Consider the following 25,354-nt stretch of genomic DNA (forward strand, 5'->3'; position numbering starts at 1 on the left):
CACTGACACTTCCTCATTCACAGACGTATCTACCCACAAGAACACTCGGAGCAGTATTACTAATAAGCATAGTAGTGTCAAAAATAACTACGTCAATGCATAGCATGCGTTAACTGCATAATACGATACTATTTTATGCTCCAAGGTTATTCATCGAGATACGATGGGAACTGATAGGTATACACCGCGGTCGTTCGACGACCTCTCACCGGACAAGCGCCCGAGTTTCAGGCAGGCGCTCATCCCGGTTTTAGGACTTGTCGCCTTCCTCGGCATCGGGTCGGCGTGGTTGAAACTCGACCCACACATTCCGCTCATCTGGAGCATTGCACTCGTTGGCCTTCTCGGCCGATTCGTCTGGGGATATACGTGGGAAGACCTCTACGAAGGAATCGAACGGAGTCTCTCGATGGGGTTACAGGCGCTTCTCATCCTGTTTACCATCTACGGTGTCGTCTCGACGTGGGTCGCCGCGGGGACGATTCCGACGCTGATGTACTACGGCCTCGACCTACTCTCACCGCAGGTGTTCCTTCCTGCGACGGCTATCCTCGTCGGCATCACCACGTTCGCCATTGGGTCGTCGTGGACCGCCGTCGGGACGCTCGGCGTCGCATTCATCGGCATCGGCTCCGGACTCGGCGTTCCCGCGCCGATGACCGCCGGTGCCATCCTCACCGGCGCGTACGCGGGTGACAAGCAGTCGCCGCTTTCGGACACGACAAACCTCGCAGCGGCCGTGACGAACACCGACCTCTACGACCACATCCACGCGATGCGAACTGGGACGTTCGTCGCGTTCGGCCTCTCTATCGTCGGCTTCGTCGTGCTGAGTCTCGGAATCTCCGGGACGATTCCGGCCGGGCAAATCGCCGAGATTCAGACCGCACTCGCGTCGACCTACAATATCTCGCTTCTCGCGTTCCTCCCGCTTGCCGTCACCTTCGGCCTCGCCGCGGCCGGCTATCCGGCACTGACGGTGCTCCTCGCCGGTGCCTTCGCAGGCGCGTTCACGAGCATTCTCGTGCAGGGCGCTTCGTTCGTCACTGCCTGGCAGACGTTCATGAGCGGCACCGGTCCCGAAACGGGTTCGGAACTCGTCAACAGTCTCCTCGCTTCCGGCGGCGTCTCGGGTTCGGCGTGGACCATCGCTATCGTCGTCGCGGCGCTGACGCTCGGCGGACTCCTCGAACAGACGGGTATCCTCGCGGTTCTCGCCCACCGCCTCGAACGCGGTGTTCGCAGTACCGGGTCGCTCGTCGCTGCGACCGGTATCTCCGCGATTCTAACCAACGCGCTCACCGCACAGCAGTACATGAGCATCGTCGTTCCGGGCATGACGCTTCGCAACACCTACGACGAGTTCGGTCTCGACAGTTCGGACCTCTCGCAGGCCATCGAGTCGGCGGGGACGCCGACCGGCGCGCTTCTTCCGTGGCACGCCGGCGGCGCGTACATGTCCGGCGTCCTCGGCGTTGCGACGTTCAGCTACGCACCGTACTACCTGTTCGGCTACCTCTCGCCGCTGGTCCTGTTCGCCTTCATCCTCGCCGGTGTCGGATTCGCCGGGAACGCGACGAAAACGAGCGACCCATCGGTCAGCCCGGCAGACGACTAAGGTCACGTCTCCATCGCTTTTCAGAGGACGGACCTCGGACGGTTACCGGACCATCGAATCCTTGATACTTGACCGAATGGTCGCAAGAACGCCACCACCGCAGAGGAGTCCGAGCAGCATCGGACCGAACGTCCTCGGGTCGGTCCAATCGAACGACCGAGATGCCGTGAATAGATACTTGCGGCCATCTCGTTTGATGCCTTCGCTCGCGATTTCCGATAGGTTTGACTCGTTTACGTACAAGCGACTGCCAAAATTAGTCTCGGTGGAACCCTCACTCGGTAGTGACGATTTTTTCACACTCGGTATCGCTGAACCGTTTTGTCTCGTGACGCGTCCCGTTTCGAGTGCTTCGTCGACGACTTGCTGACTCTCCGGTTGGAGGGCAGAGTAATCGGTCGGGTAGACTCTGGGTGGGAAGTGGTCTACCTCACGTTCGTACGTGTAGTGGTAGTCGTAATCGGCGAATCCGACGAAAAGCGCGATACTGGAAAGTGCGATGGAGCCAAGCAAAAAGAGCGCGATGAAATGTTTCCAATCACTCATTTTCACTATTGTAAAATGGCTCCCATCTGTCTTTTATTTACTGATAGACAGTCTAGTCGAGAGTCGAATAGGAGCTACTCCAGCGCCGCCCGAAGCGACCGAACCTCGTCGAGAACGGCGGTCCACTGCTCGACGGTTCCCGGAAGTTCGTCGCGTCCGAGGCGGCTCTCGATTCGGTTCCGGAGCGCCTGCGGGTCGTTTACGTTCTCGAATCGGATACCACCGCCGCCCGCAACCTCGACCGAGACGGTGCCGTAATCGAACATCTTCCCGGTGATTCCCTGTGAGAACGCGCTGTTCTGGACGTGCTCTAGCGAGACGCGCTGGACGCTCCGTGAGAGGATGCCCGTCTTGCGGTAGAGCGCCGCGTCGGTGATGACAAAGCGCGTGTTGGCGACGCGAAGGTACGCCCACAGCGGCGCGGCAAGGCCGACGACGCCGAGGAGTCCGGCGAGCGGTTCACCCACCGTCACCGCAATGAACGCGACGCCCGCGATGATACCCACACCGACGAAGACTGCGGGGATGACCGTCTGAATCCGCGGCTGGCCCGTCCATACGATGGTTTCGTCGGCTCCGCGGGCCATCCAGTCGTCGATGTCGTCGATGGCTTCGGCGTTCGCGTTGCCGATGTCGGACGCGTCGGTCGAAGCCGAATCTCGCTCGGGTGTCGGCGTTTCCTCACCCGCGGTCATTGCTCGTCGGTCGTGGTCGCGTCAAACTCGAAGTCGCTCGGGTCGGTGTTCGCCGTTTCCGCCGTCGAATCGGTGTCGGCGTCGACACCGGCAGTCGCACCACCGTCTTCGACGGCTTCCCGAATCGAACGGAGTTCCACGAGAATATCGTCGAGAACGGCCGCCTTCCCGTTCGATTCGGACTCACGCCCATCCCGTCGCTCGCGCTTGAGTCGCTCGTTGATGAGCGTCTGGAGCGACTGCGGTTCCGCGACGTTTTGGAAACTCATTTCGATGCCGCTTCCGCCCGCGGTGCTGATGTTGACCGAACCGTAGCCGAACTGCGCGCCGAAGAACGTCTGGCCGTAGGATGTGTCCTGTACCTTGTCGAATTCGATGCGCTGGACGCTCCGCGAGACGACGCCCGTCTTGCGGTAGAGGGCGTCGGAAGTGACGACGTAGTTGGTGTTTTTGTGCGTGAGGTACGCGCCGACGAGCATCGGAATCCCGATGAGAACCAGCGAAAGCGGGACGCCGATGATAAACGACGGCACGAGGCTGTACGGGTGCGGCGTGTCCGCCCAGAGAACCTCCTCGTCGTCGTCGAGCGTGAGCCAATCGAAGTTGTTGTCCATACCTGCTCCGTCTCGGTGCACACTGGTAATAGTTTTCTGCGGGACCGCATCGCCGTTCGTCGGTTTGTCGGTCGCTCGTGTCGGACGGGTACAGGAATCGTGACAATTCCCCCCGCATGGGTAAACCATTTCAATGATGCCCGCAACGGAGTGTCCATGGACAAGCAGTCACTGCTCGACTTGCTGCGTCACGACGCTCGAGAGAGTGTAGACGACATCGCCCGCCAGCTGGGCGCAGACGCCGAGGCAGTGGCAGCAGCACTCGACGAACTCGAAGACGACGGGGTCGTCCGCGGCTACCAGGCCGTTGTCGACTGGAACCGCGTCGACGAGGAACACGTCCGAGCGCAAGTCGAAGTCGACGTGGAACTCGACCGTGAGACGGGATACGAGGAGATTGCCACCCGTATCGCGCGGTTTCCGGAAGTTGCGACGCTCAGACTCGTCTCCGGTACCTACGACTTCTTCATCGAAGTCGAAGGCGAGTCGATGCACGCCGTCTCGAACTTCGTCTCCGAGCGCATCGCCCCCATCCCGGAAGTCACCAAGACGGTGACGCACTTCGTGATGGACTCCTACAAGGAGGAGGGCATCGAACTCGGCGACGGCGACGACGACGACCGACTCTCTGTGTCGCCATGACGTTCGGCGACCACCTTTCCGACCGCGTCGAACAGGTTCCGCCCTCGGGTATCCGACGGTTCTTCGAACTCGCCGAGGAGGTAGACGATGTCATCTCCCTCGGTGTCGGTGAACCGGACTTCTCTGCGCCGTGGGCCGCTCGAACCGCCGCTATCGACTCGCTCGAACGCGGGAAGACCTCGTACACCTCGAACCGCGGCATGCGCGAACTCCGGGAGGCGATTTCGGAGCGCGTCACCCGCTATGGACAGGAGTACGACCCCGAAAACGAGATTATCGTCACAACCGGTGCCAGCGAAGCCGTCGACCTCGCGTTTAGAGCCTTCGTCGATGCTGGCGACGTGGTTGCCATCCCGCAACCGTCGTACATTTCGTACACGCCTGGGGCCATCTTCGCCGGCGGCGAGCCGCTGCCAGTGCCGACTCACGCCGAAGACGAGTTCAAACTCACGCCGGAGGCACTCGAAGCGGCGGGTGCCGACGAAGCTGACGTGCTGGTGCTTTGCTACCCGAACAACCCGACCGGCGCGGTAATGACCGACGAGGAACTCGCCGATGTGGCGGACTTCGTCAGGGAACACGACCTGCTCGTCCTCTCGGACGAGATATACGCCGACCTTCGGTACGAAGACGACCACGCCTCAATCGCAACCCATCCTGGAATGCGCGAGCGAACCATCGTGTTCAACGGGTTCTCGAAGGCGTACGCGATGACCGGCCTACGTCTCGGCTACGCGATGGGACCGCCGGAAGCCATCGACGCGATGAACAAGGTCCACCAGTACGCGATGCTCTCGGCACCGACGACTGCGCAGTACGCGGCGCTCGAAGCCCTGCGGTCGTGTGACGATGCCGTCGAGGAGATGCGCACGGAGTACGACCGTCGCCGACGGTTCGTCCTCGCTCGCTTCGACGAGATGGGACTCGACTGCTTCGAGGCGAAGGGGGCGTTCTACGTCTTCCCCGAAGCGCCCGATGGCGACGACGAAGCATTCGCGGAAGGACTCCTCGAAGAGCAGAACGTCGCGCTCGTCCCAGGGAGCGTCTTCGGAGCGGGCGGCGAAGGCCACCTCCGCGTCTCGTACGCGACAAGTATGCGAGAGCTTCGCGAGGCGATGAACCGAATCGAAGCGTACGTCTCCGAGTAGTTCGGCGACTCGGGCTATTGCCCTGAGTCTTCACCGAACATCCCCTCGAAACGTATTTTCCCCACCGGAGGTTGCACTGATTACCGTTTGTTACTTACCCATGCGTGAGAAAGACTAACACACATGGGGCACAGATATTGAGTTATGTACGACAACATTCTCCTCCCAGTTGATGGGAGTCCGGCCGCCGAGCAGGCCATCCCACACGTGTTTGGACTCGCAGAGCAGTACGACGCGACAGTTCACGTGTTGTTCGTCGTGAACACCAACCGGGATAACGTCGGCATCGTTGGGGGTACCGTCCTCGAGGCTCTCGAACAGGAAGGTCAGCAAGTCGTTGATGAAGTCGTCTCACGGGGGGAAGAACGCGGAATCGAAATAATCGGGGATGTGACACGAGGGGCACCACACGAAGCCATTCTCGACTATGCCGACGACAACGAAGTCGAAGTGATTGTAATGGCAACCCACGGCCGAACAGGAGTTGAGCGCGTCCTCCTCGGGAGTGTTACTGAGCGAGTCGTACGGACATCACCGGTTCCGGTACTCACGGTTCGTGCTTCGGAGTAACCCACAGAAGAGAACTACACCTCGACGACACAAATGTGCCCGTTGAGACCATCAAGTATATAATAATGACACATGGTGTCATATTTCGAGAGAATAACACGCAAAGTATTATTAAATATGGTTTCGTCGTCCAACATGAATGGTTTCGGGAGGTGACACAGACACAGTCGTGACCGAGGATACATCCACATTCCACCTCGGATTGGATGACCTCAAGCGACGAGGGAGCGCACTCCTTGTCGTCGGTTCAGTTCCAACTGAACTCTACTCGCGTGCCTCGAAACAGATGCTCGGAGCACCAGATGAACCGCGCCGACGCCTCCTCGTCTTGAACGACTCCACACCGCTTGACGCCCGACTCAGCCCTTCCATTCAACGGTCGATGGAGTGGACACGGGCGATTCGATACACGACGCTTGAACGTGGTACTGCGGCCGTCACCTCACCGGTAGCGGGCCGGGTGCAGACGGCGTACGAACGTCATGTGAGCGGTGGGCTCGGGGAACTCGGTGCCGAGATTTCCGAGGATGTAACCGAGTTCGACCGTCTCGCAGGAACGCTCTCACCCGCCGAGCTTCGGGTTGCCTTCGACTGTCTCCCGTCGCTCCTGTCACGATACGAGCGTGAACACGTATTCCGGTTTCTCCACATCATGACAGCACACGTTCGGGCCCAAAACGGGATGGTTCACGTCTGGTCGCCGGGTGACCGGTCCGACGAGATAAATCGAGTTCTCGAACCGCTGTTCGATGCTGTCGTGGAGCTCAATGTCGAAGGAACGGAAGCACAACATCGGTGGCATCTCAGACAGAAAGACGTGTCGTCCGGCTGGTTACCCCTGAAACCGTGAAATTCTTCCGACCAATACGTTTTTCACTCTAATCGTGTCACATGTACTCAATGCAACCGTCCGGGCAGAGCGAACGGGCCGACACGTCCTCCACCCTCGAAGTCGGCTTTTCGCTCCCTTCAGAAGGCACGGGGTTGGTCGTTCGAGATAACGTCGAACGCCACCAGTTCAAGTTGCAAACACCATCGCCAGTCACACCAAACCCGACAGACGAAAGTCAGTTTTCCCTCCCCACTGACGCAGCGGTCCGCATCAAGACGAACCGAATCGAAGTAGCCGCGAACACTGTCGTGTGCGTTCGCGACGAGAGTGATTCGATGCTCGCGCAGGTCGACCAGCAGGGGTCCGAGCGACTGGGCGACGAAACATACAGTATAGAACTCTTTGGCGCAGTCAAAACGTACCTCAAGGTCGATGGTCCGCTTACCATCGACGCGAAACCACTGGAAACTGTTCTTTCGTTCGAGGGGCCAACGGAAGTCCACGTCGGTGCTCGTTCATCGCACGAGAGTCCGGCGACGACAGTCACGACGACGGAGAATCCATACGAGGTGATGCAAGCCGTCTCGGCATTCAGTTCGGCACTCAAGACGACGAGCGTCGAACGGTCGTATCCGACACTCCGTGGGCATCCACCACTTCTCGAACTCGGTGATGAGTTGGATATCCCTGAGGGCCTTCATACCCCAGAGACTGGTATCCGAATCGAACTCCCGCCGACACTGAGCCACATTTTCGTTGCGACACCGCTTGCGTATTATCTCGGGGCGAAACTCGTTCCCGGAAATTCACCACGGTTGGTCACGGACACCGGATTCGTCCACGAATTTGACGGGCCACATGGTTTCGAGGAAGAGGTTTCACGGGCGCTCAAACGAACGTTTTTCCTCGATTGTGTGGTTCGAACCGAAGGAATCTACGACGTTGAACTCCACGAGCGCCGGACCGTCGAGTCACGAATTGATATTGATGCCTCAGGACTGTACGACGCGCCACTCAGCGAACAATTGGAGACGTACTTCGACGTTCCGTACGAGTGCATCTCGGACCTCATCCCCGAGTGGAAATTGACGACACACGTCGCGCCAGAATCGAACAACATAGAACTGTTGCCCTTCGTCACGAACGACCTCGCAGTTGTGCGGACACCGTCCGGAACTGAGATTCCAGAATCCGAAGTACAGGCCGCCGTCGTTGACGATTTCCTCCGGGACGAAACAGTCAGGAGCACAGGGACAACGACCACGGACGAGACGTACGTTCGACCCAGTTCAACTGACTCGGTTGAACAAGCGTGGGTGGGCGACGGGACACCTGTCGGTGCGAGTAAGGCGACACCCGCTGCGTACCGAAACCGTCTCCAGCGCGAACCGGCGACGGGTGATATCGGCATCACCGTCGTCTGTAACGACCAAGAGATGCTCGACGAGAGCAATATCGTCGACGACGTGTATGGTTCGCGAGATAGTCTCTCGTTTGACGTAGACGCACATTATAACCTCAGTCGTGCGGAGTTGCGAGAGATACTCGCTAAGTCGACAGACTTCCTGCACTACATCGGCCATATCGACGATGAGGGCTTTCAATGTCGCGATGGGAAGGTTGACGCGAAAACACTCGACCACGTTGGAACAGGAGCGTTCTTCCTCAATGCGTGTCAATCCTACAGCCAAGGGCTTGCACTCATCGAGGCGGGCGCAATCGGCGGTATCGTCACACTCAGTGACGTTATCAACAGCCAAGCTGTCGGTGTCGGTTGTACAATTGCACGATTTCTCAACCGTGGGTTCCCATTGCAAGCTTCACTTAATCTTGTGCAGATAGACAACGATGTCAGGCACCAATATGCTGTGGTCGGCGATGGAACCATCTCGGTTGTACAAGCTGAAAGCGGATTCGCTGTCCTCTGTGAAGTATCCTATTCAGAAGATAACATATACGACCTGTCGTACAAGACGTACCTGACTTCTCGGTGTGGGCCAGGGTCTTTGACGATTCCAGCATTCCCTGGGAACCAGCAGTACTACCTCGGCTCTCAGCGAATCTCCAATATTAAGATGACTGAAGATGAGCTTAGAGACTTTCTCTCGCTAGAACAGATACCGGTTATCTATAACAGCGAAGTGTACTGGGACGACGGTTTTCTGTCGTAATTACGGTCCGTAGATGTATCCTGCACAGCCAGCGGCCACACTCCCCGCCTGCGAAAGCAGGAGTAGGAGCGTAAACAGGACACCCATCATACGGGGATTCTGACGAAGGTACGAAACCATCTGGTTGGACTTATCGGCCATGTACAGACATACCATTGACCGGGGATGAAATATAATTATTCGTGTATATCTGATATGAAAATAACTTAATTAACTGAATGGATAATGTAGGAAACCATCACGGGAATGATGTGACTGTCGCTCGTGTCGAGTTACCCGATAAGAGAAGTCTCGGCCCCCAGAGCAATTGTGCCCGTGTTAGGACTCGTCGCTATCGGCAGCGTCGCCGATATCGCGGTAGACGGCAGGTATTCCCTCAGTGTCGTCGAGTTGACTAAGTGTTTCGTCGAGTTCGCGTCTGAGTTCTTGGAGGCGGTCGGTGAGTCTCTGATACTCTTCGTTCTCTTCGAGGGCTGCCTCATCCTTCTCGGATTCGAGGAGCGCTTTCTTCGAAGCGAGGGAAAACAGGTCTTGAATCCCCACATCGTAGGCATTTCGCAAGATAAGGTTAGAGACGGTGTCCGTTAGCGCTTCACGCGAGACCGGCTTGACGAGATAGTCGTCGAAGCCCATGGCGATGATGTCGAAATCTGGTTCGACCGCAGTCACCATCGCGACGCGGCAGTCGAAACCACGGTCTCGGATTTCCGAGAGCGCTTCGTCGCCGGAGAGGTCGGGCATTCGACGGTCGAGGAGGACGACGTCAACCTCGTCGTCGAGTTCGTCGAGTGCCTCTCGGCCTCCATAGGCGACACGAACGCGATAGTCGTTCCTAAGCCAGGTTGCGTACAGATCGGCGAGGTCAGGCTCATCTTCTACGATGAGCACCAGTGGCTGTTCTGCACTCATTGGTAGTTCAGTGGTGTTCCGGGGACACTCACGAAATTCAATGTCGTGTGGTGGTATATCAAAATACCCCTTGTCAAGCGTGTCCCGGAACTGCGCTTGTGGCCTGTAATTATCCCCCTTAGTTGTTATACATTCCGGCGAATCGAACAGTCCCCCATCGACAAACAGTTCTTCCTCGATGAACAGTTCAGGCGATTTCCTCAATAGTGATTCGATTTGCCTCAATCTCCTCCAACATTGCGCCCCAACCACCGACAGAGTACGTCTCGCCGTTACTCTCGACAGTTAGGCAGACCTGTCCTGCGAGTTCAGAAAACGATAACGTATCGTTGGGAGCCGATACCGCGGTGTAGAATACATCTGTCACTTCACCAGTAAAATCGACTGGCTCTCGGTCATCGGTCCCGTATCCCTTGATGTGCGCGACGATACGTTTCCCATCGTGAAGCAGGGGTTCGGCGTCCTGTACGAAGTGCCGAATATCGGAGTAGACGATCGGTGGGTCACCCGTCTGTGCGGTATAGACTACATCCCACACTTCCCATAGTGCGGTCTGGAAATACCAGTGGAAGACGTACGCCAACGTGTAGTCATCGACGAGGACACCGTACTGATTCACCGAGTTGGTGTGCGGCGCGAAACACGCGCCGGTCCTATCTGCAATTGCGACAAACGGCGTCGGAAGTGTCCGTTGTCGAACTTCGGTTGCCACCCCTCGGTAATCACTCTCGTCGAGTGCGTCGAGTTCTACGGAGTGCTCGGAATGGAGAGACACCTTCACCAACGCGCCGTTTTCGTACGCCTCGGTGAGCGCCGGTTTGAGGTTCTCGAACTGTTCGGGAGTGACCGACAGTTGAACCTCTCCATCGGCGTCCCGAATCATCTCCTCGGTCCGACTAAATACGGTTTCGAACCGCTTGACGATACTCAGCATGTGCTTGTCGACCGCCGGTTGTTGCCAGCGTGTCTCTATCTCCGCCGCCGCCTCGTCGAGTTGAACGGCCCGGCTCCGGAGGTCCTCCATCACCGATTGTGGGTCGCACGCTCGCGCATGCAAGCTGTCTTGTTCGTACGTCTCTATGTAGCCGTTCGCTTCGAGGTCCCGGAGAACGTCGTAGATGCGTGCTGTCGGGACAGCACAGGCGTCAGCCAGTTCTGTTGCGCTCGCTGCTCCGAGCTGGAGAAGGGCCACGTACGCCTCGGCCTGATACTGCGATAATCCAGCATTTCGAAGTGCGGTGCGTAGCTCCGCGGTATCCATCGCTTATAGATGCACGATATACATCCCTATTAATCATATCATGTTTTTCGCTGAGTTCGAGTGGTACACGTGGTTGTGCGCGCCATTTGCACCGTCGCGAGGGACCAAAGAGTACCAATAGACAACAATGTCTGTGGACGAGACGCAGGAGTACAATCCGGTTTCAGGTGTTCAACAAGCAGCCGAGTCATTGCTTTCGCGGGAGTTTTCACCCTCTGTTGGCCACACAACAGCCGTCCTTTCGGGGTGTGCCTTCGCCCCATCACTCCTGACGTTCTGGTTCGTCAACGGCCTACTGGACTTCTCGACTGCCCTCGTTATCGGGTCTGCCAGCGCAGGCGGCGGCCTCGTTGTCAGGCTGATTGCGTACGTCCTTCTCGTGCCGACGTTCTTGGCACTCCGCGTCGGATACTACCTCGCACACCCCGTGCATCGCCGCGCAGTGTTCGCCGGCGTGTGTCCCAATGCGACGCTCCTCAGCCTCGACTGGTTCAGCGTCGGCATCCTCGCTACAGGACTCCCACTCGCGTTCCAACGACTCGGCCCGTGGGTCGGTGCGAACACGGTGTACCTACTCGGCCTGTTTGTTCTCCCGCGACTCATGAGCGGTCGGCGTGAGACCGGCCTCAAGGTCGGGAGTCTGGTTGTCGGAACAGTGTTGTTCCTCTATGCGAACTATGGCGCAGTTGTCGCAGGCGTGATGGGACTTCCCGCTCCCGCAGCACTGTTGGGACCAATCGCAACGATGACGCTCTCAGAGGCGACGACAGCCTCTCTGCTGCGGATGACAAACAGCGTCGTCATCGGACCGGTGTTCGTTGCCCTATTAGCACTCTCGATGAATCGGATACTCACCAGACCCGAGCTAACCGAGATACCAGTGTTTCGACGGACGCTTCCCCGCAGAGACCCGGCGCAAGTCGTCCTCACGAGCGCGGCAGTCGGGACGCTGTTTTACCTCGGCGTCGTCGCGGTGTCTGGTGGGTCAGTCGTCGTAATTCCGTAGCCGGTGACGAGAGATAGACCGCGCTACGATTAGAGGTCCTTCCCGCCGTTGACGTCGAGAACTTCGCCGGTGATGAACGACGAGCGGTCGCTTGCGAGGAAAGCGACAACCTCCGCGACCTCTTCGACGGTGCCGAACCGCCCGAGTGGAGTATCATCTTGGATGCGGTCTTTGACTTTCTGAGGGATTCTCTCGACCATTTTGGTCGAGATGAACCCGGGCGCGACACAGTTAGCGGTCGTGCCTTCGCGGGCGAGTTCGAGCGCGAGCGTTCGCGTGAATCCGAAGATGCCGGCCTTGGCTGTCGCGTAGTTCGCCTGCCCGAGATTGCCGCCTTTTCCCACGATACTGGAGATGTTGATGAGCCGGCCCTCTTCAGCATCCACTAAATCGTCGTAGAACACCTGCGTACAGTGAAACGCCCCGTCGAGATGAACGTCGAGAACGACGTCCCACTCCTCGTGGGTCATCTCCTTGAACATGACGTCCTGGTTGATACCCGCATTGTTCACCAAGACATCCACCTGTCCGAAGGCATCGTGGGCCTCCTTTCGCATCTGTTTAACTTGGTCCGTGTCGGTCACGTCGGCCTGTACCGCGATAGCCGACCCGCCTGACGCTTCGATTGCGTCGACAGTCCCTTCGGCCGCCTCCGGAGAAGTCCGGTAGTTGACCACGACTTCGCACCCCTCTTCGCCGAACCGCTTGGCAATCCCACGCCCGATTCCCTTTGACGATCCCGTAACGACACACGTTTTAGCCCGCATAACGTTCTGAATACGGTCTGTGCAGTGAAAGAACTCTAGGGTGGTTGAGACGTTTCGGTAGCTGGCAGGCCTTCTCTGTGAGACGAACTAACGGTCGAACTCGCAATCGACGGGCGGCGGCGCACGTAGTGCTTGGTCACCTGCCGGTCGCGCTATCTCGTGTTGGAAACTATCGTCTTGGAAACCGCCGTGTGCAGTCGAAAAGCGAACGAGTTCTGCGCGTTACTCGCTCGGGCTGTAGTTCGGCGCTTCGTCAGTAATCATCACGTCGTGGGGGTGTCCTTCGGTCTGGCCCGCCGCGGAGACGCGGACGAACCGAGCGCGTTCTTTGACCTCCGGAATCGTCTCTGCGCCGACGTAGCCCATCCCGGACTGCATCCCGCCGACGAGTTGGTGGAGTTCGGACGCGAGCGAGCCTTTGTACGGCGTCGCGGCCTCGACGCCCTCGGGGACGTACTCTTCGTCTTCGTTGTCCTCTTTGAGATAGCGGTCGGCACCGCCGGAGCGCATCGCACCCACGGAACCCATGCCGCGGTACTGCTTGTACTTCTTGCCGTTCATCGTGATGACGCGGCCGGGTGCCTCGTCGGTGCCTGCGAAGTAGGAACCGAGCATGACGGCGTCCGCACCGGCAGCAATAGCCTTGATGGCGTCACCGGAGTAGCGAATGCCACCGTCGGCGATGACGGGGATGTCGTACTGCGAGGCGACGTCGGCGACTTCCGCGACCGCCGTAATCTGCGGCATGCCGGACCCGGAGACGACGCGGGTCGTACAGATGGAACCGGGACCGATACCGACCTTGACACCGTCGGCGAAGTCGACGAGTTCTTCGGCGGCCTCCCGGGTGCCGACGTTTCCGACGACGACATCGGCATCGACGGACTCCTTGATTTCGCGGGCGGTGTCGATGACGTTGAGATTGTGCGCGTGGGCGCAGTCGATGAAGATGACGTCAGCACCGGCTTCGTCGGCCATCTGGGCGCGCTCGTCGTCGAACGGTCCGACGGCGACACCGCAGACGAGGCGGCCGTCCTCGTCGCGGGCGGCGTTTTCGTGTTCGCGGCGCTGGAGGATGCCCTGCATCGTGACGAGTCCGACGAGTCGGCTGTCGTCGTCGACGATGGGAACACGCTCGATTTTGTGGTCGTACATCAGTTCGAGGGCATCGCGGGCGGTCACGTCGCGTTCGGCCGTGATGACCTCGTCGGTCATCGCTTCGCGGACCTCGTCGGACTCGCCGACTTCGAGGTACGGACGGATGTCGGTGCCGGAGATGATGCCGAGGACGACGTCGTCGTCGTCGACGACGGGTGCGCCGGAGACACCAGCGCGCTCCATCATTTCGTCGACTTTGCTAATCGTCTGTCCGGGCTTCGCAGTGACCACGTCTTCGCGTCGGATGACGAGTTCGTCGGCTCGCTTGACGCGTTCAATCTCGTGGACCATCTGGTCTGCGTCCATGTTTCGGTGGAGGACGCCGAGGCCACCTTCACGGGCCATGCCGATTGCCATCCCGCTCTCGGTGACGGTGTCCATCGCCGCAGAGAGGATGGGGATGTTGAGTTCGACGTTCTTCGAGACGCGCGTAGACACGTCGGCGTCGTCGGGCTCGACGCGGCTCTCCATCGGACGGAGCAGTACATCGTCGAACGTGAGGGATTCGGGTACCCGTAGCTTCTCGGAAAAAGTATCTTCGTCAGGAACGTCGTTCGCCATATCAAGCGTGGTTTCGGCGACAACAAAAGGGTTGCGAGATAGCACGGGCGTGTCGATGTATGGCAAAGCCTCGCAACGAGATATACACGGGCGTGGTTATGTTTGGCTGCACGCACCCGCAACAAGTGCACCAACTCACAGGCACCAACTCACAGGCACCAACTCACAGGCACCAACTCACAGACTCACTCGCGGGACAGGTGACGAGGCAACACTTTGTCACGAATCGGTCGCTGAACAACCGCGCACCTCGCCACTGAGGAATATTCACGCCTATTCCATCGTGAATAATCGCCATATTCACGAACGTGTATCGCAATATCGTAGGAAATCGGAGAGAAAACCGACAAATCGTAGCCTTCTTTTTATATTGGTGGTGTCGATGCACATGTTCCATGCGGTCGTATCCCACACAACGTTTAATACTCCTGTCCCAATTCTATCCTGTATGGACTCCACGTGTCCCGCCGCATCGCGCATTGCCGGTCAAATGACCTCCGACTCCGGCATTCTCTTTACACCCATGTGGCAGACATTTAAACGGGAGTTCAATAAAGGACACAATGGACCAGGACTTCGGGTACGACATCTTCGTACGCACTTGTCCGAATTGCGTCCTTATCGCCGCTTGGGCCATGGTGAAGGCCAGTAACATCGAATGAGTGTCTCACGCCACCCTGTCGCCCTTCGCCTCGAGCAGCAGGTCGGTGGTGCCACCCGCCTGCTTGCGACCGTCATGGCGCTGCCTCTCGTCGACGGCATCTTCCCCGCACTCATTATGGCGGGGGCGTTGACGACCGCAGCAGGAGGCCTGTCGGTCACGGGCATTCTCCAGACCGGTCTGCTCATCTTCGGTGGGTCGGCTACCGTCGCGGTCATCCTCGCCGAGATGGACGGCACGCGCCGCGAACAGCTCACGTCCATCCTCATACTCGGTGCGATTCTCATCCCGATTGCGGTCGCCGAGGCCGCCGTCGCCGAGACGATCGAGACGGTGCTGAGGTTCGAGACCTTCCACCGCTTCGCTGGCCTCGTCATCCTGGCGGTCGCCGCGAAGACGGCCTCCTCGAAGGTCGGCGAGTATCTCCCCTCTCCGAGCATCATCATCGGGTTCGGACTCGTGGCGAGCTTCGAACCGTCCGGATTCGAATTCATCGTCAATCCGAACCTGACGCGCCTCGTGAGCGCCGGTGCCGCCGCCGGGACCGGCGTCGGCTTTGCGGGCGCTATCGCGCTGTTCGCCCCACGCCTCCGCGGAAACGTCGATATCAATCTCTTCCGCTTCGGGAGTTCGGTCGCCCTCGGCATGCTGGCGCTGGACGTGCTCGGCCTGATGCCGACTAAGGCACCCGTCGCACTGGGCGTCCTCGGCGTCACCGCGCTGTTCGCCTTCGACCCCGGGTCGGCGGATGAGGGGGAAGCTGACTTCGACGACCTCGCGGCCGCCGACGGTGCCGACGTGAACGGCGCTGTCGCCGACGGCGGCGACGATGTCGCACAGGACGACGCGTACGACGGGTATCAGGACGCGGACGAAGACGCCGACCTGAACGCGCTGACCGACGACGGTATCGCACAGGCCGGTGACGACGAGGATGCATCTAAGCCGGGCTACGGCTACCCCGGCGAAGAAGAGTCGCGCGCCCCCTGGTTGTAAGCGAGGGACGGTGTCACGGTAAGCGTCTGACAGCCGCCACGTATGGTTCCCGGACGACTTTTTCTCGCGGCCGTCGAACATCGTGTATGCGCCGAACCTTCGACGTACAAACAGACAGGCGTCTGCAGGCTCTCGACGTGACCGACAAGGTCGCCGACGCGCTTCCATCCGACTACGACGGCGTCTGTACGGTCTTTTCGCAACACACCACTGCGGGCGTCTGTGTCAACGAAGCTGAGTCGCGTCTCCTCGGCGATATCGAATCGATGCTCGCCGGGACCGTGCCTGACGAAGGGTGGGACCACGACAAACTCGACGGGAATGCGGATTCGCACCTCCGCGCGCTGCTGGTCGGCAACGGCATCTCGATTCCGGTCGCCGACGGCACACTCGACCTCGGGCGGTGGCAGTCGGTGCTCCTCGTCGAGTGCGACGGCCCGCGGACGCGAACGGTGACTGTGGCAACTCCATAGGTTCAAAATCTGATTTTACAGTACGGCGAGGTGTTGGCGGAGGGCTTACTTACCTCGGGACGGTTGCTCGGATATGAGCAACCGCGTCGTACAAGGACGGATGGTCACACCAGAGACGCTCGCCGAACTCGTCGAGGGTGAACGACCGATGGAAGCCGAGCCGATTCAGGACGCCGATTTCGAGTGTCCCGACTGTGGAGAAAACGTGATTCAGGTCGGCTACATGCCGAGTGTGACGGAATTCGTGACCGCCTACAAGTGCCAGGAGTGCGACTGGGCGGACGACGACCGCGACGAATAGAATCGAAACCCCTTTAAGAAAAATCGCCATACGAGAGAGTGCAGACAGATCGAATCGGGGCTGTGGCCAAGCCCGGCATGGCGACTGACTCCAGAGGCTTGGCGCCCGGGACGACACTCCAGCTGATATACTGAGCGGCCGACTGATCATCGGTCGTGTTGACGACCCTCTGGAGTTCCGAGGCGCACACCGGAGATATCAGTCGATCGGGGGTTCAAATCCCTCCGGCCCCATACCTAAAATAACCTTTTCGTGTGGATTAATTAAGGAGCAACAGCGCTCCACTAACCTTACGTTAGTCCCCCTCTCAGGGGGTGAATCGGCATGAGTCTCGCGCCCTCTCGGAAGGCGGGAGACACCGTCGAATCAACCCTTCTTCAGGTTCACACAGAGCTACGGCACGTTTCGGACCACGAGCACGAACATCACGACGCAGTCACTGTCGACTTACTCACGCCGAGTCGTGACCTCCCGTTCGTCGGTATCTGTCTCCTCAAACCCGGGACTGTCGTCGAAATCAAGAGCGCGATGGTCGTCTACGGCGAAGCGCAGCGCCGCGGACGGTTCCTTCTCCGACGGAGCCAACACGAGCACCTCCTCGAGGAGGGCGGCGTCTACCTCTTCGCCGTCTGTGCGCCGAATCCTGCGCGTGACATCATCGCCGCGAAGGTCGTCCCGGCGAGCCTCGTCGACGAGTTTGATTTCTCGTGGGTCTCGCGGAAGACCCGCTCCGACTACGCACAGGTCACTTGGACGCAGGTCTTCGCGCCCAAGGAGGTCGAAGGGCAGTGAGCGTCCGCGGAACCTATTTCACGGCGCTCGCGAACGGCGAAGCCATTCCAGCAGGCCGGGATCGCGTCTTCGCCATCGTCCAAGATGTGCCCGAGTGGGCCGATGACCTCATTGACCGTGCGGTCCCGCACCTCGCACCACCAGAGTCTCTGGAAAAGGCTCGTCGTCGGGTCGAAGAAGCCGCTGAGAAAGACGACGACGTTGACGATGCACTTGCTGTCTCGTGGCGCTCGACCGACTACGAGACACGCTTCCAGACTTACCTTCGGTCGTCCGGTGCGCGCCAAGTTCTCTCGAAAGTGCAATCCGACGCCGAAGAGCGGGCCGTCTGGCTCGTCTCGTGGCGCGCTGATGACCTCTACGACCATCGCCGCATCGTCCTCGCGGAACTCCGTCAGCGGACGCAGGACGGCCCATGCGACGAGGGACAGCACCGATGGCGGCGCGGCACTGTCGTTGGCGTCTCTGTCTGTGATATCTGCGATTACTCCTCGCAGTCTATCATCGACTGGTTCGGTCAAGATGTTCGCATCGCCTACGGAGGTGACCGGCGGTGAGCGACCGTCAGTCAGTCCAGGGTACGCTAGCGGGCCACCAGCAAGACCCGGACGATAACGAGTACGCTACTCCTCCGGAGATTTGGCGGCCCCTTTCACGCGCAGTCGGGGGTTTCGACCTTGACTCCGCAAGTGGTGCCGAACCTACGCCAATCGCTCCGACACGGTTTACTGCAGAGGACGACGGCCTGAGACAACCATGGCACGGGAAGGTGTTCTGTAACCCGCCGTGGTCCACGAACGGTGACGGAAGCGCGAAACACGACTGGTTACAGAAAGCACGAACCGAAGCGAGCCGCGACGCCGTCGACGTCGTGGTCATGCTTCTTCCAGCGGATACCTCCGCTCACTGGTTCCATGACCACGTTCTCGAAGCAGAAGCGATCTGTCTCGTCGGTCCGGGTCGGATACCGTTCATCGGTGAAAACCGAAACCCCTCATTCCAACTGTCGATTTCCGTATTTGGCGAGGTACAGCGTCCGCTTCTCGATGCGCTTGATACACTCGGGGCGGTCATCCGTGGGAAGACTGTCTACGAACCGGCCATCCAGACGAGATTTGGAGGTGACCGGCGGTGAGCGACGACCCGCATCCCGGCGAGGTCGTCGCGGAGTTTTCGGTCCTCGACGAGGCGACCGCCGTCACGTCGGACGAAGACGACACCGTCGCGTCCGCAGTTGAAGGTGAGTACGTTCCGGAACACCTCGACGAAGACGTCCAGGAGGAACGCGACCGCGTCGAGTTCGAACTGCCCGAGTACGTCGCCGCATGTCGGTACTGCCAGACGACCTTCGAGAGCGAAGAAGCCGCGCTCGAACACGAATGGAACTGCGACCTCGAACCGACCGGTGAGTGTCGCTTCTGTAGTGGTACGCACATTCGGAGGGACGTTCGCGAGGATCACTTCTACTCGTGCGCGGAGGCAGAGATGCACGAGCGTCGTCAGAAGCGTGGCGTACGCGCTCGGACGATGCGCGGGCAAGACTCGAAGACAGCCGTTTCAGGTCTTCGGAAGTTCCTCTTGCCGCAACCGCACGAGTTCGCGGCGTACCTCAAGTGGGATAAGTCGCTGAAAACCTACTTCGGACTCGTCTCACTCTACAAAATGCACGACTTCGAAGAGTACGGCAACCTCCGCGCCGGGATCGAGTTCGATGACGAAGAGTGGAACGTCGAGTTCGGGTACGCCGACGAGCCTGGTCTCGCGACGCCAGACGACGATACCGATCTCGGTCGATGGGACTGGCGACTCGAGGGAGACGAAGTCCCCGAGTTCATCGTCCGCGTCTATCCCGAAGCCTACAGCTCGTTCACGGACGCGAAGGACGACAACCGGAAGCGCGCGTACTTCCGTGTCCGGCCGCGATGGCCCGGTATCGAGTCCAAGAGCGGCAAGTCGATTCCGAATCCCCACGGCATTCTCGGCGTCGACGTCGAGACGCGTGGGAGTTACTTCGAGTTCGACCAGTACCCGAGCGTGCTGTTCGAGGCGCTGCGCGAACTTCGCGAGCGGCAAGACGAATTCGGTTGGAATTCTTTTACTGGAATCGATTATCAGGCACTCTCGCCGGAGAATGTCCACGACTCGTCGAACATCACTGACGCCGAGCTTTACGTGCGCGCGAAGAAGGGCGAGACTGGCAAGGTGTTCGCGCTCGACGGCACACTCCACCGCATTTCACTGATTCTTGGTCGTGAGCGAAGCGGCTACTCGAAGACTGTTCGCGATGACCGCGAGTGCGCTGGCTACTACCACACCGCGACGATCTGCGCGATGCGCGCTGCCGAGGTCGTCGGTGGACACGAACTCCCGAAGGAGTTCAAACACTACCACGTCCGCAACCCCGACGCCGTCGAAGGGACTCCTTTGGAGAACCCGAAAATCGGTGTCTCCTATCAGAACTCACTGTACGACGATGTCCTCCGATTCAAGGACGTCGAGAGCCTCTACAAGGAACTCGAAGAAGGACTCTTGAACGTCCTGAACTGGTCAGACCTGCCAGTGACGCCGGACCACCAGAAGTACGTCGCGGATGACTACTTCGCCGTCGACGGCGAGGCGCGGATGGTCAAAGTCATCGACAACCCGCTGCCGCGTATCGCCCAGCAGCAGGACGACGAGATTCGGAAGTTCGCCGCCGCTGGGAATATGTACGAGACCGATATCGACCTCGTCGACGAACTCGCGACCGACGGCGGTAACTGGTCACCAGCGGAACTCGCCGAGGCGATTGGCAAAGATATCGATACTGTGTATAAGTCGTTGAAGCGTCTCGGCGACCTGGTCATCCACGAGTACGGTCACGTCGAACTCGCGTCGAAGCACATCGCGAACGGGATCGTCGAACACATTGAGTCCGCGCGGCGGACTGTCGAGGCCACGCTCGAGGAAGCTGCCGACGACATCATCCGCGCGGACACCTACGGCGGTGGAGACGGCCCGTGGGAACGCTGGCTGCGCAACTACGTCCGTGGCCGTTCCGATGATCGCGACGACGGTCGCGAGCGTCTCGAGCTTGCACCACAGGAGACGCGCCAGGAGGTCAAGCGTATCCTTCGGACTGGCGCTGCGAGGTGGGCAGAGGTGACTGGGAACGACTGGAAGCAGTTCGCCCGCGAGTTCGCTGTTGTCGGTGAGGCCTACGACACCTCCGCTCCGTTGACGTACAGCTTCGGTGAACTCCGTCAGCTCGTCGGCTGACGTTCTGTTTGCTGAGTGGCGACACTGTCCTTCCAGTGTAGAAGCGGCTTCTTTTGCAGGTTTTTCAGGCGCGTAGCGGGTGCAATTTTCTGGACGTCGTCTCGACCGCCCAGCGACCGCCACCGCCGTCACTTCGAATCCGGGGGTCCCCCCTGATTCTCCGTTAGATGTGTGGCTAAAGAGCCACACACCAAGATTACCGGAGTCTGCTGCGCAGACTCCAGATGAAACACATGAAACGGGGGTCGCCGCGCCTACTCGGCGCGGCTTGCCGCGCGCGAAAAATTTCAGCTATAAGCTTCATCGGTGTGCGGGCAGGTTAGCCGATGAGACGTGTCTGTACACCAAACGGTTTTCTAAATTCGGTCTTTGGTTCCAGCATGGCCATCGAACAACACATCGGTTCGATAATCACTGGTACAGTCGCTCTTGCTGGGGCTGCACTCGGATATTGGGGGAGTCTAAAGTCCCAACAAATAGCCACACAGGCGGAAAATAATAGACGCAGAGCAGACCATTTATTGGAAAAGGAGGCTGAACTGCTGATTCAACTGCTGGAAGATGCAGAGCATTGCCATGCTGTAGCACAGGACTACATGAGGAGATCCTCAAACGGAGACTTGAGCGATGAATTTCTCATAGATGCAAATGACGCACTTGCGTCGTTTGAATCAACTGCCCGGCAATCAAAGGTGTTCTTGGACCCCGAAAGGCAGGAATCTGTGAGTTCTCTACTTGGGACATTGAGAAAAATGTATAAATACGGAGACGAGCAGCGTCGAGGGCGTCCCCAAATGGCAGAAGAAATACTGGACCGTGAAGGAATAGTGAGCGACTTCAGCGAATTTATCGCCTCAATCCAGGCATTCATTCAGGAACGAACCTCTGAGTTAGAATCCTGACTTTTCCCCATGTGCGTGTACTCTCGTAATCGCACAGACTGGGCGAAACTGCCTCTCTTAGCGTGTTTAACCCATCATCTCCTCAACAACATCGTCGTCTGAGACTATGTACGCGAAAACCACTGCCAAAAACCCGACAACAGATAATATCAAAACGCCGTAGAAGAGGAACATAATTACCGCATACACCAGTAGATTCTCTGCCCACTGGTGAACGGCTCTTCTTTTACTCTCTATCAGATTCGCGGTGTGTTTGTGGATTTTGACCATATTCGTTCAACTCCACTTTCATCCATAAACCTGTGTCAGACAGTTGTTCTTTTTGTCTGACGATATTGAGTAATTGAGTTGATTTCGTCTGACATCACGAAATGGACAGATGAGCCATCGCTTTCGAGGTGATGTGATCCGGCACCGGACCGAGGTAGTTCCGACGGAACGTCTCACGCCCGGAGTCGGTCATCGCCCATCCGCCCCACGCCATCGTCAACTCCTCAGCAATAGGAACACCCTCGAACGCGAGCGAGTAGAACGTATCCGTCGCCCACGTCCGGCGAAGGTCGTGCATCCCGAGGTCGTGCCAGCGGTCGTCGTCGAGGTCATCAGCCAACTTTCCGCGTGCCTCAACAATCCAATCTCGCAGTGACCGGGTCGAGACATCGATGATTGGTTCGTCAGCTCGCATCCGCGCTGCGGACTTCAGGTACTTCACGCGTTCGCGAAGAGACTGCGATACCGGCGTGTCCCGAGCGCCGGATTTCCCGTCGGGGACGGTGAGTCGCCACTTCCCCTGGTCGTCGAGGGGCTCGAAGTGTCGCGGCTCGACGTTCCGGACTTCGTCGCTGCGGAGACCGTGAAGCGCGAGGTCGAGTGCGATGCGACGACGTGGGTACTCGTCCTCGACGAGCGAGAGGAGTTTCTCTTGTTCCGCGCGTGAGAGCCACAGTCGCTTTCCTGACTTCGATGGATATGGGCGTGCTTGCATGGTTCCGGTCTTGGTAGTTGGCTCTGTTTTCCGGAACCTTAGCTAGTTGGGTCGGGTCGATCTCGAGTGAAAACAGGCCGATTTGGTGGCTTCGATGCGCCGGAGGTTACGAGAATAGGTTATTCTCGGAACTAGTTGAAGATCGAAGGGTAACTACAGAGGGTTCCGGTCGGCAGTGGATCAATTAGGTGACTCGACCGAGAAGGCTGACGCCAATTTCCTAGCCACCTGTTGATCAACGTCTTCTCCGTTCAGCACATACACCTGCCCGTCCAAACTGGCGTCATCCACATCGTGCGTCTCGAAATTCACGAGGATGTCTAGGTGATCCGTGACGTCATCATCGTTCAGTTCAGGTCCCGACTCTCCTCTCACTATCACTGGTTCATTTGCGTCTTCTGGGAGCACAGCCATTTCAGGACCGGCTGCATAACTCTCCACTTCGACGTGTTCAAACCGTGACGCCTCGTTTTTCATCACAAGCATCGTCAAGCCGCCCGCTTCCTTCGCTTCGATTATCTGGTCCGCTTTCCTTGTCACTATCGTTCGCACATAACTCTTCTCTGGATCTGCCGTCGCGGTCCAAAAGTCACCAACCGCAGCTGACTCCGTCGGGTCCGGATGGGTTATTTCAACCCAAATCGGGTCCGCCGTGCTCGTGATCTTACAGTCAACTTGGCTGTCACCAGCTGTACCAGGAATTGTCGGCTCCACTTCTACAGTGTGGAACTCTCTACGGAGGGCGTCTACCACTTCTAATTCGGCGATTGCTTTCTCGAACTGCGGGCGGTCTAAGAGACGATCTCTGAGTTCCCCCGTCGGTTCGTTCCCCACGTCAATCACGTCAATGAGACGGTCGTAGTAATCGAGGATTCGGATTTTTCGAAGTGATCGCTCTGCTTTCTGCTGTTCCTTCACTTCAGCGTCGTTATCTTGCAGTATGCGATCCGCTTCAGATTCTGAATACGGGTGGGAAAGGTACTTCGCCAGCGCATGTTCGTTATGCTCGGTGAGTTCGTCCAACCAAGAGTCTCGTTCCCGCAGAAACTCTTCTAAGTTCGGGTATGAGGCGATATTCTGTTTAATCCGGGCTTCATCAACTTCTGCCCAGTAGATGTCGTCCAAGAGATCATGCGTTTTCTCAAGGAGCGTGTTCCCACCGGTGTTATCTTCCGGGTCAAGTCCCTCCGCGTCAGCTATCTTCTTGAGTTCCGATCGAATCGTTCGAATCCCACCACTGAACTCTTCGCTCGGTTTTGCGGCGTCTCGAACGTAGTGAACCAGTGTTTGATCGACTGCGCGGTACCAGAACCATTCGTGTTTGATTCGCCAGGTCTCGAATTGTTCTACGAGGTCGTCTTCGTTCCCGCGGTAGAGGTGTGGTATGAGTGAATTTAGAGGATGAACGTCCTTGATCGGGTTATTGTCAAGCGTGTTGATAACGAACTTGTTGACCGTGTCGATATCGGCGTCACCGACGGCTTCCAACCCGTTCCGCAGGTCACCACTGTAAGCGCGAATCTTGGTTGCTATGAGGAACGCTGTTTCTAAGCACAGTTCTGGTTCGGTCGCTGCACAGTCCTCCATTATAATTGAGACGTGCGAGAGGGACTGGTAGGAGAGTGAATCAACGATACTCTGCACTTCAGTCAGTTTTTCTGAACACGACAGAGAGTCATCCACTTCGAGGTCTACGACGTGCCAGACGGGAAGTTCATTGTCCTCGGCCATGACTGGTAGTATAGTTGCCTATCTGATAGCTCTACTCCGAGAAAACCCGAATCTCGGAAGTCCGTTACGTGGGTCCTGACCTGAATTTCCGTCGACCCCCGGGGGGGGTTGAGGGTTATTGGGGGTCGACGGAAACTGTTGAGTGTGAGCAGTGTGTAGGAGACTGTATGCCCTCAGATTGGGCATGGTTACAGACGAACCCTAGTTGGGTTGAAGCTCCCGAGGAGTCGTCCGCGTCGACGCGGATGAGTTGGTTACAGACGAACCCTAGTTGGGTTGAAGCGTGCATCGCCGAGCGGTCGTTCGGGTCCATCTTGTGTTACAGACGAACCCTAGTTGGGTTGAAGCTGATGATGGGTCCATCACCACCCACCCCCTGCGTGTTACAGACGAACCCTAGTTGGGTTGAAGCAAGAACCATTGACTGGAACGCAACGACGCATCCTCGTTACAGACGAACCCTAGTTGGGTTGAAGCTGGGGATGTCTCGGACAATCTCTGACCGTGTGATAAAGTTACAGACGAACCCTAGTTGGGTTGAAGCTGACTGGAGAGCGTGCAACGGCCTATAAGATAGACCTGTTACAGACGAACCCTAGTTGGGTTGAAGCTCAACTGTCCCCTTGTCCGCTTCGTCGCCTGAGCGGTTACAGACGAACCCTAGTTGGGTTGAAGCGTACTTCTCTCCATCTTCGAGATTAGTGACGTTCAGGTTACAGACGAACCCTAGTTGGGTTGAAGCGTACTAAAGTGTGGC

The 25,354-nt window shown here is 58.2% G+C and carries 26 protein-coding genes, 1 tRNA gene and 1 CRISPR repeat array (1 of these 28 only partly in view); of the genes, 16 read left to right on the top strand and 11 right to left on the bottom strand.

Annotated elements, in window-relative coordinates:
* Positions 1-163 precede the first annotated feature (163 nt).
* Positions 164-1,618 carry an arginine/ornithine antiporter ArcD gene (gene arcD, locus HFX_RS06180; protein ID WP_004572405.1) on the top strand — a complete coding sequence of 485 codons (1,455 nt, stop codon included), beginning with the start codon at positions 164-166 and terminating at the stop codon, positions 1,616-1,618.
* Positions 1,619-1,660: 42 nt separating this feature from the next.
* Here arcD and HFX_RS06185 read toward each other — a convergent pair whose 3' ends face one another.
* The 3 genes from HFX_RS06185 to HFX_RS06195 all read right to left on the bottom strand — a co-directional run bounded on the left by HFX_RS06185 (position 1,661) and on the right by HFX_RS06195 (position 3,473).
* Positions 1,661-2,164, bottom strand: coding sequence for a hypothetical protein (locus tag HFX_RS06185; RefSeq protein ID WP_004572404.1), 504 nt, complete (start codon positions 2,162-2,164; stop codon positions 1,661-1,663).
* A 74-nt stretch (positions 2,165-2,238) separates the two neighbouring features.
* On the bottom strand, positions 2,239-2,859 hold the full coding sequence (locus HFX_RS06190) for a PH domain-containing protein (RefSeq protein ID WP_004572403.1): 621 nt from the start codon (positions 2,857-2,859) through the stop codon (positions 2,239-2,241).
* Positions 2,856-3,473 (bottom strand): PH domain-containing protein, encoded by a 618-nt coding sequence (locus tag HFX_RS06195; RefSeq protein ID WP_004572402.1) that lies wholly within the window; start codon positions 3,471-3,473, stop codon positions 2,856-2,858. The genes HFX_RS06190 and HFX_RS06195 overlap by 4 nt, the downstream gene beginning before the upstream one ends.
* A 156-nt stretch (positions 3,474-3,629) precedes the next feature.
* Between HFX_RS06195 and HFX_RS06200 the strand changes: the two genes are divergently transcribed.
* From HFX_RS06200 to HFX_RS06220, 5 genes are all read left to right on the top strand, one after another.
* A complete protein-coding gene (locus tag HFX_RS06200; protein ID WP_004572401.1) occupies positions 3,630-4,115 on the top strand; it encodes an Lrp/AsnC family transcriptional regulator in 486 nt (161 codons plus the stop codon).
* Positions 4,112-5,263, top strand: coding sequence for a pyridoxal phosphate-dependent aminotransferase (locus HFX_RS06205; RefSeq protein ID WP_004572400.1), 1,152 nt, complete (start codon positions 4,112-4,114; stop codon positions 5,261-5,263). The genes HFX_RS06200 and HFX_RS06205 overlap by 4 nt, the downstream gene beginning before the upstream one ends.
* A gap of 144 nt (positions 5,264-5,407) precedes the next feature.
* On the top strand, positions 5,408-5,833 hold the full coding sequence (locus HFX_RS06210) for a universal stress protein (RefSeq protein ID WP_004572399.1): 426 nt from the start codon (positions 5,408-5,410) through the stop codon (positions 5,831-5,833).
* Positions 5,834-5,972: 139 nt separating this feature from the next.
* Positions 5,973-6,683 carry a DUF7504 family protein gene (locus tag HFX_RS06215; RefSeq protein WP_004572398.1) on the top strand — a complete coding sequence of 237 codons (711 nt, stop codon included), beginning with the start codon at positions 5,973-5,975 and terminating at the stop codon, positions 6,681-6,683.
* A gap of 134 nt (positions 6,684-6,817) precedes the next feature.
* Positions 6,818-8,836, top strand: coding sequence for a hypothetical protein (locus HFX_RS06220; protein WP_049917422.1), 2,019 nt, complete (start codon positions 6,818-6,820; stop codon positions 8,834-8,836).
* Here HFX_RS06220 and HFX_RS20000 read toward each other — a convergent pair whose 3' ends face one another.
* The 3 genes from HFX_RS20000 to HFX_RS06230 all read right to left on the bottom strand — a co-directional run bounded on the left by HFX_RS20000 (position 8,837) and on the right by HFX_RS06230 (position 11,006).
* Entirely contained in the window at positions 8,837-8,977 is a 141-nt protein-coding gene (locus tag HFX_RS20000; protein ID WP_004572396.1) for a DUF7503 family protein, read from the bottom strand. It abuts the gene before it with no gap.
* A 177-nt stretch (positions 8,978-9,154) separates the two neighbouring features.
* The gene (locus HFX_RS06225) at positions 9,155-9,745 is read right to left on the bottom strand and encodes a HalX domain-containing protein (protein ID WP_004572395.1); all 591 of its coding nucleotides are present in this window, start codon (positions 9,743-9,745) and stop codon (positions 9,155-9,157) included.
* Positions 9,746-9,932: 187 nt separating this feature from the next.
* Positions 9,933-11,006, bottom strand: coding sequence for a TrmB family transcriptional regulator (locus HFX_RS06230; protein ID WP_004572394.1), 1,074 nt, complete (start codon positions 11,004-11,006; stop codon positions 9,933-9,935).
* A 127-nt stretch (positions 11,007-11,133) separates the two neighbouring features.
* Here HFX_RS06230 and HFX_RS06235 point away from each other — a divergent pair, with 127 nt between their 5' ends.
* Entirely contained in the window at positions 11,134-12,012 is an 879-nt protein-coding gene (locus tag HFX_RS06235) for a hypothetical protein (protein ID WP_004572393.1), read from the top strand.
* Between the two features lie 29 nt (positions 12,013-12,041).
* On the opposite strand, the gene HFX_RS06240 is transcribed toward HFX_RS06235, so the two are convergent.
* Together HFX_RS06240 and guaB are read right to left on the bottom strand one after the other, a co-directional pair.
* Entirely contained in the window at positions 12,042-12,779 is a 738-nt protein-coding gene (locus HFX_RS06240; RefSeq protein WP_004572392.1) for a beta-ketoacyl-ACP reductase, read from the bottom strand.
* Between the two features lie 222 nt (positions 12,780-13,001).
* The gene (guaB, locus tag HFX_RS06245; protein WP_004572391.1) at positions 13,002-14,498 is read right to left on the bottom strand and encodes an IMP dehydrogenase; all 1,497 of its coding nucleotides are present in this window, start codon (positions 14,496-14,498) and stop codon (positions 13,002-13,004) included.
* Between the two features lie 736 nt (positions 14,499-15,234).
* On the opposite strand from guaB, the gene HFX_RS06250 reads away from it, so the two are divergent.
* From HFX_RS06250 to HFX_RS06285, 9 genes are all read left to right on the top strand, one after another.
* Positions 15,235-16,155 (top strand): DUF5794 domain-containing protein, encoded by a 921-nt coding sequence (locus tag HFX_RS06250; RefSeq protein ID WP_014732261.1) that lies wholly within the window; start codon positions 15,235-15,237, stop codon positions 16,153-16,155.
* A gap of 86 nt (positions 16,156-16,241) precedes the next feature.
* A complete protein-coding gene (locus HFX_RS06255; protein WP_004572389.1) occupies positions 16,242-16,628 on the top strand; it encodes a secondary thiamine-phosphate synthase enzyme YjbQ in 387 nt (128 codons plus the stop codon).
* A gap of 100 nt (positions 16,629-16,728) precedes the next feature.
* Positions 16,729-16,929, top strand: a complete 201-nt coding sequence (locus tag HFX_RS06260; RefSeq protein ID WP_004572388.1) for a DUF5795 family protein — start codon at positions 16,729-16,731, stop codon at positions 16,927-16,929.
* Between the two features lie 56 nt (positions 16,930-16,985).
* Positions 16,986-17,162 (top strand) — tRNA-Trp (locus tag HFX_RS19625).
* 91 nt (positions 17,163-17,253) lie between these two features.
* A complete protein-coding gene (locus HFX_RS06265) occupies positions 17,254-17,721 on the top strand; it encodes a hypothetical protein (protein WP_004572387.1) in 468 nt (155 codons plus the stop codon).
* Positions 17,718-18,278 carry a hypothetical protein gene (locus HFX_RS06270; RefSeq protein WP_014732262.1) on the top strand — a complete coding sequence of 187 codons (561 nt, stop codon included), beginning with the start codon at positions 17,718-17,720 and terminating at the stop codon, positions 18,276-18,278. The genes HFX_RS06265 and HFX_RS06270 overlap by 4 nt, the downstream gene beginning before the upstream one ends.
* A complete protein-coding gene (locus HFX_RS19085) occupies positions 18,275-18,856 on the top strand; it encodes a DNA N-6-adenine-methyltransferase (protein ID WP_081603751.1) in 582 nt (193 codons plus the stop codon). Before HFX_RS06270 ends, HFX_RS19085 begins: the two co-directional genes overlap by 4 nt.
* A complete protein-coding gene (locus HFX_RS06280; RefSeq protein ID WP_014732263.1) occupies positions 18,853-20,979 on the top strand; it encodes a DUF7845 domain-containing protein in 2,127 nt (708 codons plus the stop codon). Before HFX_RS19085 ends, HFX_RS06280 begins: the two co-directional genes overlap by 4 nt.
* A 380-nt stretch (positions 20,980-21,359) precedes the next feature.
* Positions 21,360-21,881: a hypothetical protein gene (locus tag HFX_RS06285; RefSeq protein ID WP_004057247.1), complete on the top strand. Its 522-nt coding sequence runs from the start codon at positions 21,360-21,362 to the stop codon at positions 21,879-21,881.
* A gap of 66 nt (positions 21,882-21,947) precedes the next feature.
* Here HFX_RS06285 and HFX_RS06290 read toward each other — a convergent pair whose 3' ends face one another.
* The 3 genes from HFX_RS06290 to HFX_RS06300 form a co-directional block, all read right to left on the bottom strand.
* Positions 21,948-22,151 (bottom strand): hypothetical protein, encoded by a 204-nt coding sequence (locus HFX_RS06290; protein WP_004057246.1) that lies wholly within the window; start codon positions 22,149-22,151, stop codon positions 21,948-21,950.
* A gap of 94 nt (positions 22,152-22,245) precedes the next feature.
* A complete protein-coding gene (locus HFX_RS06295; protein WP_004057245.1) occupies positions 22,246-22,866 on the bottom strand; it encodes a site-specific integrase in 621 nt (206 codons plus the stop codon).
* A 180-nt stretch (positions 22,867-23,046) separates the two neighbouring features.
* Positions 23,047-24,597, bottom strand: coding sequence for a hypothetical protein (locus HFX_RS06300; RefSeq protein ID WP_004057244.1), 1,551 nt, complete (start codon positions 24,595-24,597; stop codon positions 23,047-23,049).
* A 187-nt stretch (positions 24,598-24,784) separates the two neighbouring features.
* A CRISPR array of direct repeats spans positions 24,785-25,354; the repeat unit is 30 nt; unit sequence GTTACAGACGAACCCTAGTTGGGTTGAAGC (it continues 513 nt past the right edge of the window).

Origin of the sequence: Haloferax mediterranei ATCC 33500 (genome assembly GCF_000306765.2) — an archaeon.
Classification (GTDB): domain Archaea; phylum Halobacteriota; class Halobacteria; order Halobacteriales; family Haloferacaceae; genus Haloferax; species Haloferax mediterranei.

Excerpts from the sequence above, each read along its gene's own strand:
- HFX_RS06255 (WP_004572389.1), top strand. The coding sequence starts at position 16,242 with ATGCGCCGAACCTTCGACGTACAAACAGACAGGCGTCTGCAGGCTCTC.
- HFX_RS06185 (WP_004572404.1), bottom strand. The coding sequence starts at position 2,164 with ATGAGTGATTGGAAACATTTCATCGCGCTCTTTTTGCTTGGCTCCATC.
- HFX_RS20000 (WP_004572396.1), bottom strand. The coding sequence starts at position 8,977 with ATGGCCGATAAGTCCAACCAGATGGTTTCGTACCTTCGTCAGAATCCC.
- HFX_RS06225 (WP_004572395.1), bottom strand. The coding sequence starts at position 9,745 with ATGAGTGCAGAACAGCCACTGGTGCTCATCGTAGAAGATGAGCCTGAC.
- HFX_RS06285 (WP_004057247.1), top strand. The coding sequence starts at position 21,360 with ATGGCCATCGAACAACACATCGGTTCGATAATCACTGGTACAGTCGCT.
- HFX_RS06250 (WP_014732261.1), top strand. The coding sequence starts at position 15,235 with ATGGCGCTGCCTCTCGTCGACGGCATCTTCCCCGCACTCATTATGGCG.
- HFX_RS06210 (WP_004572399.1), top strand. The coding sequence starts at position 5,408 with ATGTACGACAACATTCTCCTCCCAGTTGATGGGAGTCCGGCCGCCGAG.
- HFX_RS06205 (WP_004572400.1), top strand. The coding sequence starts at position 4,112 with ATGACGTTCGGCGACCACCTTTCCGACCGCGTCGAACAGGTTCCGCCC.
- HFX_RS06195 (WP_004572402.1), bottom strand. The coding sequence starts at position 3,473 with ATGGACAACAACTTCGATTGGCTCACGCTCGACGACGACGAGGAGGTT.
- HFX_RS06235 (WP_004572393.1), top strand. The coding sequence starts at position 11,134 with ATGTCTGTGGACGAGACGCAGGAGTACAATCCGGTTTCAGGTGTTCAA.
- HFX_RS06265 (WP_004572387.1), top strand. The coding sequence starts at position 17,254 with ATGAGTCTCGCGCCCTCTCGGAAGGCGGGAGACACCGTCGAATCAACC.
- HFX_RS06290 (WP_004057246.1), bottom strand. The coding sequence starts at position 22,151 with ATGGTCAAAATCCACAAACACACCGCGAATCTGATAGAGAGTAAAAGA.
- arcD (WP_004572405.1), top strand. The coding sequence starts at position 164 with ATGGGAACTGATAGGTATACACCGCGGTCGTTCGACGACCTCTCACCG.
- HFX_RS06300 (WP_004057244.1), bottom strand. The coding sequence starts at position 24,597 with ATGGCCGAGGACAATGAACTTCCCGTCTGGCACGTCGTAGACCTCGAA.
- HFX_RS06230 (WP_004572394.1), bottom strand. The coding sequence starts at position 11,006 with ATGGATACCGCGGAGCTACGCACCGCACTTCGAAATGCTGGATTATCG.
- HFX_RS06295 (WP_004057245.1), bottom strand. The coding sequence starts at position 22,866 with ATGCAAGCACGCCCATATCCATCGAAGTCAGGAAAGCGACTGTGGCTC.
- HFX_RS06240 (WP_004572392.1), bottom strand. The coding sequence starts at position 12,779 with ATGCGGGCTAAAACGTGTGTCGTTACGGGATCGTCAAAGGGAATCGGG.
- HFX_RS06200 (WP_004572401.1), top strand. The coding sequence starts at position 3,630 with ATGGACAAGCAGTCACTGCTCGACTTGCTGCGTCACGACGCTCGAGAG.
- HFX_RS06260 (WP_004572388.1), top strand. The coding sequence starts at position 16,729 with ATGGTCACACCAGAGACGCTCGCCGAACTCGTCGAGGGTGAACGACCG.
- HFX_RS06215 (WP_004572398.1), top strand. The coding sequence starts at position 5,973 with ATGGTTTCGGGAGGTGACACAGACACAGTCGTGACCGAGGATACATCC.
- guaB (WP_004572391.1), bottom strand. The coding sequence starts at position 14,498 with ATGGCGAACGACGTTCCTGACGAAGATACTTTTTCCGAGAAGCTACGG.
- HFX_RS06190 (WP_004572403.1), bottom strand. The coding sequence starts at position 2,859 with ATGACCGCGGGTGAGGAAACGCCGACACCCGAGCGAGATTCGGCTTCG.